We start from the raw sequence: 12,174 nt of genomic DNA on the forward strand, positions 1-12,174 counted from the left end.
GATGTTGCTCTCGCAATTGACCCTTGCCGACGGATCGCGCGCCGTGGCCGTGCGTGAAGACGGCCCCGCGCATCTGGTGCCGGGTGTCTCCACCACGCGCGATCTGGCGCTGGCCGCCATCGCCGCCGGGCACGATCTGGCTGCCGAGATCGCCGCGCGCGGGCAGGGGGACGAGGTGGACCTGGAGGCCGCCTATGCCGAGGGGCGCATGCTGGTGCCGCTCGATCATCCCGATGCCGCGCATCTGCATCTGACGGGGACGGGGCTGACCCATCTGGGCTCCGCCTCCACCCGCGACGCGATGCACACCAAGGTCACCGACGAGATGACCGACAGCATGAAGATGTTCCGCATGGGGCTGGAGGGCGGCAAGCCCGCCGCTGGCTCCGTGGGTGTGCAGCCCGAGTGGTTCTACAAGGGCAACGGTCTGGCCGCTGTCGCGCCGGGCGCTGCGCTGACCTCGCCGAACTTCGCGCTCGATGGTGGCGAGGAACCGGAGGTCGCGGGGCTCTACGTTATCGCGCCCGACGGGCAGCCGGTCCGCGTGGGCTTCGCGCTGGGCAACGAGTTCTCCGACCACGTCACCGAGCGCGGGAACTACCTGTGGCTCGCCCATTCCAAGCTGCGCCCGGCGAGCTTCGGTCCCGAGATGCTGGTGGGCGATCTGCCGGACAGCGTCGAGGGCACCAGCCGCATCCTGCGCGATGGAAAGACGGTCTGGGAAAAGCCATTCCTCTCGGGCGAGGCGAACATGTCCCACACGATAGCCAATCTCGAGCATCACCACTTCAAATACGCGCCCTTCCGCGATCCGGGCGATGTGCATGTGCATTTCTTCGGCACCGCCACGCTCAGCTTCGCCGACGGGATCAGCGCCGAGCCGGGGGACGTCTTCGAGATCGAATGCCCACAGTTCGGTCTCGCGCTCCGTAATCCGCTCGCCCGCAATTCCGACGCGTCGGCCCCCGTGGCCGTCGCCAGCCTCTGAGGTCCGACATGGCTTTCAAACCTGCCCCCTGGCCCCGCAAACTGCGCTCGCAGGAATGGTATGGCGGCAATACGCGCGACACGATCTACCACCGCGGCTGGATGAAGAACCAAGGCTATCCGCATGACCTGTTCGACGGTCGCCCGATCATCGGCATCCTGAACACATGGTCCGATCTGACGCCCTGTAACGGCCACCTGCGCGAGCTGGCCGAGAAGGTAAAGGCGGGCATCTGGGAGGCCGGTGGCTTCCCGGTCGAAGTGCCGGTCTTCTCGGCCTCCGAGAACACCTTCCGCCCGACCGCGATGATGTTTCGCAACCTCGCGGCCCTCGCGATCGAAGAGACCATCCGTGGCCAGCCGATGGACGGGGCGGTGCTGCTGGTGGGCTGCGACAAGACCACGCCATCGCTGATGATGGCGGCGGCGAGCTGCGATATCCCGTCCATCGTCGTCACTGGCGGTCCGATGCTGAACGGTTATTTCCGGGGCGAGCGCGTGGGCTCGGGCACGCATCTGTGGAAATTCTCCGAAGCCGTGAAGGCGGGCGAGATGACGCAGGAAGAGTTCCTCGAAGCCGAAGCCTCGATGTCGCGCTCCTCGGGCACCTGCAACACGATGGGCACGGCAAGCACGATGGCGAGCATGGCCGAAGCGCTCGGCATGGCGCTGTCGGGCAATGCCGCGATCCCGGCGGTGGATAGCCGCCGCCGCGTGATGGCGCAGCTTTCGGGGCGGCGCATCGTGCAGATGGTGAAGGACGATCTGAAGCCCTCTGACATCATGACCAAGCAGGCCTTCGAGAACGCGATCCGCACCAATGGCGCGATCGGCGGCTCGACCAATGCGGTGGTGCATCTGCTGGCGCTGGCGGGCCGGGTCGGCGTGGATGTCACGCTCGACGACTGGGACCGCTGCGGGCGCGATGTGAAGACCATCGTGAACCTGATGCCATCGGGCAAATACCTGATGGAGGAATTCTTCTACGCGGGCGGTCTGCCGGTCGTACTGAAGCGTCTCGGCGAGGCGGGGCAGCTGCACAAGGACGCGCTGACCGTGTCGGGCGGGGCGATCTGGGACGAGGTCAAGGACGTCGTGAACTGGAACGAGGACGTGATCCTGCCCGCCGACAAGCCGCTGACCGATCAGGGCGGCATCGCGGTGCTGCGCGGCAATCTCGCGCCGAAAGGGGCGGTGCTCAAACCCTCCGCCGCGAGCCCGCATCTTCTGACCCACCGTGGGCGCGCCGTCGTCTTCGAGGATATCGACGACTACAAGGCGAAGATCAACGACGACGCGCTCGATATCGACGAGACCTGCGTGATGGTGCTGAAGAATTGCGGCCCCAAGGGCTATCCCGGCATGTCGGAGGTGGGCAATATGGGCCTGCCGCCGAAAGTGCTGAAGAAGGGCATCACCGACATGGTGCGGATCTCGGATGCGCGGATGTCAGGGACGGCTTACGGCACGGTCGTGCTGCACACCTCGCCCGAGGCCGCCGCCGGTGGTCCACTGGCGGTCGTGCAGAACGGCGACATGATCGCGCTCGACGTGCCGAACCGCAGCCTGACGCTCGAAATCTCGGACGCGGAACTGGCCGAGCGGCTTGCCAAGTGGCAGCCGAGCCATGAGCGGCCGGAAGGTGGCTATGCGTGGCTGCATCAGGCGCATGTGATGGGCGCGGATACCGGGGCGGACCTCGATTTCCTCGTCGGCTGCCGCGGCAACCCGGTCGGAAAGGACAGTCACTGATGAAACTCGCGCTCGTCGGCATCGGCAAGATCGCCTTGGATCAACACGTGCCCGCCATCTCCGCCAGCCCGGATTGGGAACTGGCAGCGACGGTTTCGCGGCATGGCACGGTCGAGGGGGTGCCAGCCTACACCCGGATCGAGGAGATGCTCTCCTCCCATCCCGAAATCGAAGTTGTGAGCCTCTGCCTGCCGCCCGTGCCGCGCTTCCTCGCGGCGCGTGCAGCTCTTGAGGCCGGGCGGCACGTCATGCTCGAAAAGCCGCCCGGCGCGACCCTGGCCGAGGTGCATACGCTCGAGGCGATGGCCGCCGCGCGGGGCCTCACGCTGTTCGCGACATGGCATTCGCGCATGGCCCATGCGGTGGCGGCCGCCAAATCATGGCTCGCGGATCGCAAGGTTCACTCGGGCCGGATCATCTGGCGCGAGGACGTGCGCAAATGGCATCCCGGGCAGGAATGGGTGTTCGAGCCCGGTGGCATGGGCGTCTTCGATCCGGGCATCAACGCACTCTCGATCCTGACCGAAATTCTTCCCGCGCCGGTTCACCTTACGGCGGCAGAGCTGGAATTTCCCGCCAACCGGCAGGCCCCCATCGCCGCGCGGCTGAGCTTCACCGGCTCCATCGAGGCGGATTTCGACTGGCGTCAGGAAGGCCCGCAGACCTGGGATATCGAGATCGACACCGATGCCGGGGCGATGGCGCTGCGTTTGGGCGGCAATGTGCTTGAGATCGGCGGTACGAAAGCCGAGGGTGCCGAGAGCATCATGGAAGAATACCCCGCGCTCTACGCCCGCATGGCGGGGCTGGTGCGGCAAGGCGCATCCGATGTGGATCTTGCGCCGATGGTGCATGTGGCCGACGCGTTCCTGCTGGGCCGCCGCACCGCTGTTGAAGACTTCGAATTCTGAAGGATACCGAAATGACCTATACCCCGCATGGCAAGCATCTGATCGCAGGCGACTGGATCGAGACCGAGCCGAAATTCACATCGGAGCCTGTCGAAGGGCCGTCGCATGAGTTCTGCATGGGTACGGTCGAGATGGTGAATGCTGCCTGCGAGGCGGCGGAGGAGGCGTTCTGGGACTATGGCTATTCGAGCCGCGAGACCCGGGCGACATTCCTCGACACCATCGCCGACGAGATTGACGCCCGCGGCGAGGCGATCACCGAGATCGGGACGCAGGAAAGCGGTCTGCCCGAGGCGCGCCTGAACGGCGAGCGCGGCCGGACCGTTGGCCAGTTGCGCCTCTTTGCCGATCATATCCGAAAGGGCGATTACCTCGACCGGCGTCACGATGAAGCACTCCCCGACCGCCAGCCGCTGCCGCGCCCCGATCTGCGGATGATCCAGCGTCCGATCGGCCCCGTCGCGGTCTTCGGCGCGTCGAACTTCCCGCTGGCCTTCTCGACCGCGGGCGGCGACACAGCCGCGGCGCTCGCGGCGGGCTGCCCGGTCGTCGTGAAGGGCCATCCGGCGCATCCCGGCACCGGCGAGATCGTGGCCGAAGCGATCAAGGCCGCGGCCGAGAAATGCAACATGCCCAAGGGCGTGTTCAGCCTCGTCCAGGGTGGCTCGCATGATGTGGGGCAGGCGCTGGTGCAGCACCCGCGGATCAAGGCCGTGGGCTTCACCGGATCGCTGGCGGGCGGCAAGGCGCTCTACGATTTGTGCGCCCAGCGTCCCGAGCCGATCCCGTTCTTCGGCGAGCTGGGCTCGGTCAACCCGATGTTCCTGCTGCCCGAAGCGACTTCGGCGCGCGGCGAGGATCTGGGCGTCGGCTGGGCAGCCTCGCTCACCATGGGCGCGGGCCAGTTCTGCACCAATCCCGGCATCGCGGTGGTGATGGAGGGCGACGCGGGTGAAGCCTTCGTCAAATCCGCGCTGGCCGCCCTCGAGGCGAGCGGCGCGCAGGTCATGCTGACCGACGGCATCGCCGAAGCCTATCGCAAGGGCGCGGCGCGGATGCAGGAATCCGGCGGCGTGCAGGAGCTGCTGACCCAGGTCTGCGACCGGCGCGAGGCGAAGCCCTACCTGTTCCGCGTCTCCGCCGCCGACTGGCTGGAGAACGCGGCTCTCTCCGAGGAGGTGTTCGGCCCGCTCGGCCTGATCGTGACCGTCAAGGATGCCGACGAAATGGTGAAGGTCGCACGCAGCTTCGAGGGCCAGCTGACCGCGACCTTGCAGATGGATGACGCCGACGCCGATCTCGCCCGCCGCCTGCTGCCGGTGCTCGAGCGCAAGGCGGGCCGGGTGCTGGCGAACGGCTTCCCCACCGGTGTCGAAGTCTGCGACGCGATGGTGCATGGCGGGCCGTATCCCGCATCGACCAATTTCGGCGCGACCAGCGTCGGCACGCTCTCGATCAGACGCTTCCTGCGCCCGGTCTGCTATCAGAACATTCCCAAGGCGCTGTTGCCCGAAGACCTTCGGGGCTGAGGAGGCCCGCCGGTTCGGGCAGGGCTTCGCGAAATGGCATTCGGCCCGGCGAGCAGATCGCCGGGCCGAATGTCGTTCGGATGCGCAGGTAGTTCTTTGCTTGGGCTCGGGTCTTCAAGGCCGGCGTTCGTAAAGGACCGCGATCAGACGCGCCGGGGGAGCTATGCCATTGAAATGCAAAGGTGAGGGAGACGAAGCGGGACCGCGTGGCTCTGCCGCTCTCGCGGAATTTGGGCCGACCAATCGCCTGGCCGAAACCCGGCAGGCATAACTGGAATGTGTGATGGCGGAGACGAAGTCCGCTACATGCTCGGCGTTTTCACATTTAATATAGGTAAAACAGATACTTGCAAAATATTCGCGACGCAAAATGTGTTGCAGTTTGTGTTGCAAAATCTGATTGTCACCTTCCGGGCCACGATGACACGAAGCCCGCTTCCCCGCTATCCTGAAATGAGTAACCCGTCCCCTCTGCGAAAGGGACGGGCTACCTGAAATTTGGCGTGCCGGGCCTGCAAGCCCCCGCGCCGTGGCATCTAAGAAAGGCTGAAAGATGCAAACAAAACATAACTCGAAAGCCCCCAAAGGCCAAGTCTCCGACAACCGCCAAGCTGCCCATGATTTGGCTGCTGAAGGCTACTTCGTGATCCCGTTGGGAGCGAACAAGCGCCCTCTGGTCAAGGGCTGGCAAGACAAGGCAACTAGTGACGCCCGGCAGATTGAGCGTTGGTGGGCGAAGTGGCCCGATGCCATGCCCGGGCTGCCAACTGGCAAGCTCAACGGCTTCGTGGCCTTGGACGTAGACCTGAAAAACGGCAAAGACGGTTTCGCTGGACTCAGTGCTTTGGGGTTGGACGTGGATACCTTGTCGCCCGGCCAGACTTTCACCCCGACCGGAGGGCGACACCTCCATTTCAAATACCAAGGAGAAGGTAATAGCGCCGCCGGGCTGCCCGCTGGGTTGGACGTGCGCGGCGAAGGGGGCTTCGTGGTGGCCCCCGGCGCGACAAACGGCAAAGGCGTCTATACGGGCCGTCTGACGCGCGAGTTGCCGGAGTGGCCCGAGGCTCTGACAATCCGCCGCAAGGTCGTGGAGCCGGGGCAGGGCGAGCCCACGGGCCTTCCCTTCCGCGTGATCCGAGATGCGCTCATGAAGTGCCCCAACGATGGCGACGCCTACGCCAGCCGGGACGCGTGGCTGCACATGGTTATGGCCGTGCATTGCGAGACCGGGGGCAGCGAAGAGGGCCGCGAACTGGTCCATGAATGGAGCAAGCAACACCACGACTATGACGCGGACCACACGGACGCGCTTTGGGACTCGTGTAAAGCTGACCGTGGCCTGACCGGCTGGCACGTTATTCATGAAGCCGAGCGGCACGGCTGGTACGACGACACCGTAACCGACCTTCGCCACATGGAGCTGCTGGAAGACTTCGACGACCTTTGGGACGAAATGGGATGGCTGCTGCCCGAGGAAGAGGCGGAGATTGCCGAGCTGGTCGGCGTCCTGCCGGAGCAACAGACCGAGCCGCTTTTCCTTCCCGCATCGGAGTGGGCCGGGCTGCCTATCCCGCCGCGCAAGTGGCATGTGGACGGCCTCATCCCCGGCAATACCGTCACCCTGTTGGGTGGCGATGGCGGCACCGGGAAGAGCCTTTTGGCGCTTCAGCTTGCCGTCTCTACCGTGACCGGCAGGCGGTGGGTCAACCGAGGAATCGACCAGCCGGGCAAGGCATTGGTGCTATCTGCAGAAGACGACAACAACGAACTGCACCGCCGCCTGTCTGACATCTGCGACAGCAACGACGTTCCGTTGGCAGCTCTCAACAAGTTGCTAATGCGATCTTTGGCGGGGGAGGACGCCTTGCTGGCGGTGCTGGACCGCAAGACGAACGCACTGAAGCCCACGGCACTTTATGCTGAAATCTGTAGAACGATGGAGCGCGAACGCCCCAAGCTGATCATTCTCGACACGCTGGCGGACTTGCACGCGGGGAACGAAAACGACCGTGCGCATGGCCGCCAGTTTATCGGGATGCTGCGGCACTTGGCGATTGAATATGAGTGCGCAGTTGTCCTGCTGGCGCACCCTTCGCTGACCGGGCTCAACAGCGGCACCGGCGCGTCCGGTTCGACCGCGTGGAGCAATTCCGTCCGTTCCCGGCTTTATCTGCGCAGGGTGAAGGATGATGGGTATGAGGCTGACCCCGATGCCCGGATTCTTGAAACCATGAAAGCCAACTACGGGCGCACGGGCGAGGAAATTGGTCTGACGTGGATGGGGGGCGTCTTCGTTCCCGACGCCCCCACACGCGAAGAGCGGAACAGTAAGGCCGAGCGGGTTTTCCTTTCCCTGCTGGCCGAGCACACCAAGCAGGGCAGGAAGGTATCGCCCAAGGCTTCGTCGGCCTACGCCCCTAAGGTCTTCGCAGGGCTGCCCGGCAGCGAGGGCGTGAGCAAGCGCGCTTTCCAAGCAGCAATGGAACAGCTTCTGAGCAATGGCGCAATCCGAGTGGAGGAAGAGGGGCCGCCTTCCAAGAGGCGGGCTTTTCTCGTGGGGGATTCCTGATGGGTGTTCTCTTTACCGGCGTTCCCATGTGGGCCTTCCAACCCTCTTCCAACCCCTACTTTGGAGGCTTCCAGCCTACTACCAACCCCCATGCCAACCCCTGTTCCAACCCTATGCCAACCTATGTTCCTTCCAACCCCCATACCCCCATAGGGTTGGAAGGCCGCCCTTTGGGCGTGCGGCCACCAACCTTGGCCGGGCATTCCCAGCGTTCCCGAGCTTCCCGCCGTTCCCGTGTGGGTCCTTCCCCCTCTGGACGCGTCGGGGGGAACGCGGAGCCCCGGCATTTCCCGCTTCAGAAAAAATTTCAAATGGGAAACCCGGTTTTCCCGAGTTTACCGCCGTTCCCAACTTTCCCGAGAGGCCCGCATGATCCCCAAGACTGAAATGGCAGAAATAGACGCGCTGGTGGGTGGCCCGGAACCCGAGGGCGTGACCGCTGGTGAGCTGGCGGAATGGCTCGGCCTGACCGCCAACCGCGTCTCGACCCTCGCCCGGGAAGGCGTGATCCCCCGGAACGCCGACAAGCGGTTTCCGCTCCGGGCCGCCGTCAAAGCCTATTGCGACCACGCCCGCGCCGGAGCTACTGGCCGCCGGGCCGACGCCGAGCTGGCCGCCGAAAAGCTCCGGCTGGCGAAAGAGAACGCGGACAAGCTCGCCTTCCAGAACGCCCGAGCCCGTGGCGAGCTGATCGCCGCCGCCGAGGTGGAACGCGAATGGGCTGGCGTCTTGCGGGACGTGCGCGCCGCCTTCCTCGCTCTGCCGAGCCGGGCCGCTGGCAAGCTCGGCCACCTGACCCCGCATGACCTTGCCGCGCTGGACGCCGAAGTCCGCGACGTGCTGATGGAGCTGGCCGAACATGAGTGACACCCTGACCCGCACCCGCCGCAACGCTATGGCCGCTCTGAAGCCACCGCCGCGCCTGAGCCTGCCCGATTGGATCGAAGGCACCATGCGGCTGCCGGAAGGCGTCTCGGCCACCCCGGGGCGCGTCACGCTCTGGCCTTATCAACGGGGCATCGCTGAAGCCATTTCGGACCCGCTGATTGAGCGCGTGACTGTGGTGAAGCCGGTGCGCGTCGGGCTGACCACGCTGCTTTCGGGCACCGTGGCGGCATACATCGCCAATGAGCCCGCGCCGATCATGGTCTTGCAGCCGACCGAGGCGGACGCCCGCGACTACGTGGTGAGCGATCTGGAACCGATCTTCTCGGCCACGCCGGAGCTGAAGGGGCTTATGTCTGCCGAGACCGACGAAGCCGGGCGCAACACGCTGCTGTCCCGCCGCTTCCCCGGTGGCAGCCTCAAGGTGGTGGCCGCCAAGAGCCCCCGCAACCTGCGCCGCCACAACGTCCGCGTCCTGCTGATCGACGAAGCCGACGCGATGGAGCCGGGGGCCGAGGGCTCACCCCTCACGCTGGCCGAACGCCGCACCCTGAGTTTCCCCAACCGCAAGATCGTTTTGGGCAGCACCCCGACGCTTGAGGCCACGTCTAACGTGCTGCGGAGCTACGCCAACAGCGACTCCCGCGTCTATGAGTGCCCGTGCCCGCACTGTGGCGACTTCCATGAAATCACATGGGCGGACATACAATGGCCCGACGGCGAGCCCCTGAAAGCCGCCTATGTCTGCCCGAGCTGCGGGGCCGTGACCGAAGAGCGACACAAGCCTGCGATGGTGGCCGCCGGGCGCTGGCGGATCACTCGGCCCGAGGTGGAGGGTCACGCCGGATTCCGGCTCAACGCGCTTGTGTCCACGCTGGCGAACGCCTCTTGGGGCAAGATCGCCCAAGAGTTCCTTGAATCGAAGGCGCACCCCGACAAGCTGCAAGTCTGGACCAACACCCTTATGGGCCAAGGCTGGCGTGAGGCCGCTGAAGAGATCGACGACGCCGCACTGGCCGCCCGGGCCGAGCCTTTCGGACTGCCCGACGCGATCCCGGGGGATGTGCTCTTTGTCACCTGTGGCGTGGACGTGCAGCGCGACCGGCTCGAAATGGTCTTCGTGGGCTGGGGCAGGGATGAAGTCTTCATCTTGGCGCAAGACGTAATCTATGGCGACCCGATGGGGGACGACGTGTGGGCCGAGCTGGACGACGCCCTTCGCACCGTCTGGAAGCACCCCAAAGGCGGCTTCCTGCGGGTGGACGCAACGGGGATTGACGCGGGCGACGGCGTGACGATGGACCGAGTCCTTGGCTTCTGCCGCCCCCGCATGGGCCGCCGCATCTACGCCGTGAAGGGGGCATCGGGCGACCGGCAGGCGATCAAGGCGAGCGACACCCGTGGCGCGCGGCTCTTCATCGTGGGCGTGGACGGGCTCAAGGGGCAGCTTATCAACCGGCTGACCCGTGGCCGGTCTGTCCGCTTCTCTGACACGCTGGAAGGGCGCTTCTATGAAGAGCTAGCGTCCGAACGGCTGGTGGTGCGCTACCGTAAGGGCGCACCGATCCGGCAATGGGAACGCACCCCGGGCCGCCGGGCGGAGTCACTCGATTGCGTGATCTACGCAATGGCCGTGCGTAATCTGGTCAACGCGAACGTGGACCGTCGCGCCGAAGAGGTTCAGGCGGTGACAATGCCCAAACGCCAAGCTATCGTGGTGAAAAGTATTTGGCTTGGAAGGTGATTTATCAAAATGGGTGAGGCGAAACGCAGAAAGGAAAATGACCGCTTTTATGGGAAGTTTCCTAAAGCTGGCAAAGGCATCGTTGTTTCACCACCGATCACCATAACTGAAGACGGATCGCTTTCCGCGCGAGGCGGCGGTGTCGACCCCGTTGAGCTTCGCCGCGCCGTACTATTTTGGGATCGCATCAATAAACCGAAAAATAGGCTTATCAGTTTCGGGATGTCTGACGACGAGAGATATCTCAAGGAGTGCAAATTACTAAGCGAGATGGAGGTCAGCGTTGGCCAAGTGTCTGGTCGTGCCGGGCTAATATACTCGCACCTGCACTTGGCAGCTTTTAAGGAGCTTGAAGAAAGAGAACCGGGTCTCTGGTCTATGTCTGAAGGTGAGAACTCTTTTAATCTTCAAGCCAAAGGAATTTTCACTCAAGGTCGTGGAGCTTTGGTCGAGCTGCACCGAGCCATCCCTCTGCCAACGGCTGATGTTCCCTTGGAAGATCTCCTAAATTTTAAGGAAAAACGACGGGATGAATTGCTCAGCCTAACTTTGGAAATCGATGGTCTCTTTTCTCGGGTAATGAACGCAGAGGACTCTGACTTTGAGCTGAAACGGGCGATAGGGGAAATTGACCAGCGATGCTCAGACGTTGTCGCAGCGGGCAGAGAGTCGAAGATAAGATTTTCTCTTAGCGATTTCACCTATGGCGTCTCCTTGGAGTTAAGCTCAACCAATTTGCTCATGAGCGGTGCCGCCGGAGCAATTATGGGCACAACTGTTGGATTGCCTGTAGTTGGGGCGACCATTGGCGCGGCTTCTTCCTTCATCAAATTTAACGTGGGACTCGGAGGAAAATTGGAACGAAGCAAGAAAGCGCGGGAGTTAGCTTTCTCGCCCTACAGAGTCGTCAGTCGATTGATCAATGAGCCGATCTAACGTCGGGGGTAGAGGTCTTTCGCTTCTTTAGAGTCGATCGGTCTCTTGCTTGCTCTAAGCCGCGGTAGGCTCATACCTGCTTTTTGCGGTGTTTTCTGGTTAGCTAAGCGATTATTTGCTCGTCTCGTCTTGGTCCTCGGAATTCTCTAAGCCGTATGCAGCGAGAGCTGCGATGCTTTCGAGCAGGTGCCAGTTGAATTTTGAGTCGTTGATTGCGGCTGTTCTGATTTGGTTTACACATTCGTCCATGTCACCATTGCGCACCAAGTCTTCAATAATCCGCACGCCAGCGGCGCGGCCATTCTCGTGGAATTCTGCGAGTGGATCACTCATTGGCTTGTCCCTTCACTGATTCCGCCTGAGTTTAGCCAAAAAACGTCTGATGCAGGTGGGCGATTTTCGCTTCAAGCTTAGCCTGCGCTTCCGGCGGCATGTTGTCGACCTTGCCCCACCTCTTCCGCGCTTCGTCAATCAAGGCGTCTTCCGCTTTGACGTAGGCTTTCCGACGCTGACGGGTCGAACGCAGGACTGCGTTGCTGCCCCGTTTTCGGGAACCATTCATGGAGGCGAGCCCGGCCAAGCCGAGCCGCTTTTGGTGCGGTGCGTGCATGTGAATTTCCTTCTGTCGGGTGTGACCGGGCGGGCGAGGATGCCCCCGCCCGGTCACTTCGGGCACTCGACTGCCAGCCACTCCCATAACTGGCGAATCGAACCATAAGCGATCCCGAGCATCGCTCGCAAGTCATTGTTTTTATTGTCTACTTCAGGTAGCCAATGCCATTGTCTACTACAGGTTGCGAATTTACCTGAGCCCCGATTCTGGTCATCGTAAGGCGAATCTCCGCTAGTGAGGATTTG

Annotated in this window: 10 protein-coding genes; 8 read left to right on the forward strand and 2 right to left on the reverse strand. The window is 63.4% G+C overall.

Going from position 1 to position 12,174, the window contains the following annotated elements; translation table 11 throughout:
• Window position 1: 1 nt before the first annotated feature.
• The 8 genes from araD1 (at window position 2) to B6V75_RS00675 (ending at window position 11,316) form a co-directional block, all read left to right on the forward strand.
• Window positions 2-988: an AraD1 family protein gene (araD1, locus tag B6V75_RS00640; protein ID WP_088718398.1), complete on the forward strand. Its 987-nt coding sequence runs from the start codon at window positions 2-4 to the stop codon at window positions 986-988.
• Between the two features lie 8 nt (window positions 989-996).
• A complete protein-coding gene (gene araD, locus B6V75_RS00645) occupies window positions 997-2,739 on the forward strand; it encodes an L-arabinonate dehydratase (RefSeq protein ID WP_088718399.1) in 1,743 nt (580 codons plus the stop codon).
• Window positions 2,739-3,650 (forward strand): Gfo/Idh/MocA family oxidoreductase, encoded by a 912-nt coding sequence (locus B6V75_RS00650; RefSeq protein WP_088718400.1) that lies wholly within the window; start codon window positions 2,739-2,741, stop codon window positions 3,648-3,650. Before araD ends, B6V75_RS00650 begins: the two co-directional genes overlap by 1 nt.
• 11 nt (window positions 3,651-3,661) lie before the next feature.
• Window positions 3,662-5,179: an aldehyde dehydrogenase (NADP(+)) gene (locus B6V75_RS00655; RefSeq protein WP_088718401.1), complete on the forward strand. Its 1,518-nt coding sequence runs from the start codon at window positions 3,662-3,664 to the stop codon at window positions 5,177-5,179.
• Window positions 5,180-5,732: 553 nt separating this feature from the next.
• On the forward strand, window positions 5,733-7,751 hold the full coding sequence (locus B6V75_RS00660) for an AAA family ATPase (RefSeq protein WP_088718402.1): 2,019 nt from the start codon (window positions 5,733-5,735) through the stop codon (window positions 7,749-7,751).
• Window positions 7,752-8,120: 369 nt separating this feature from the next.
• Complete coding sequence (locus B6V75_RS00665) at window positions 8,121-8,618, forward strand: hypothetical protein (protein ID WP_088718403.1); 498 nt, start codon at window positions 8,121-8,123, stop codon at window positions 8,616-8,618.
• Window positions 8,611-10,380 (forward strand): phage terminase large subunit family protein, encoded by a 1,770-nt coding sequence (locus tag B6V75_RS00670; protein WP_088718404.1) that lies wholly within the window; start codon window positions 8,611-8,613, stop codon window positions 10,378-10,380. Before B6V75_RS00665 ends, B6V75_RS00670 begins: the two co-directional genes overlap by 8 nt.
• Window positions 10,381-10,389: 9 nt before the next feature.
• The gene (locus B6V75_RS00675) at window positions 10,390-11,316 is read left to right on the forward strand and encodes a DUF6236 family protein (RefSeq protein ID WP_146735093.1); all 927 of its coding nucleotides are present in this window, start codon (window positions 10,390-10,392) and stop codon (window positions 11,314-11,316) included.
• 111 nt (window positions 11,317-11,427) lie between these two features.
• On the opposite strand, the gene B6V75_RS00680 is transcribed toward B6V75_RS00675, so the two are convergent.
• The gene (locus B6V75_RS00680; RefSeq protein ID WP_088718406.1) at window positions 11,428-11,649 is read right to left on the reverse strand and encodes a hypothetical protein; all 222 of its coding nucleotides are present in this window, start codon (window positions 11,647-11,649) and stop codon (window positions 11,428-11,430) included.
• Window positions 11,650-11,680: 31 nt separating this feature from the next.
• Window positions 11,681-11,926 (reverse strand): hypothetical protein, encoded by a 246-nt coding sequence (locus tag B6V75_RS00685; RefSeq protein WP_088718407.1) that lies wholly within the window; start codon window positions 11,924-11,926, stop codon window positions 11,681-11,683.
• Window positions 11,927-12,174 lie beyond the last annotated feature (248 nt).

This window comes from Thioclava sp. F1Mire-8, from assembly GCF_002213165.1.
GTDB classification, from domain to species: domain Bacteria; phylum Pseudomonadota; class Alphaproteobacteria; order Rhodobacterales; family Rhodobacteraceae; genus Thioclava; species Thioclava nitratireducens.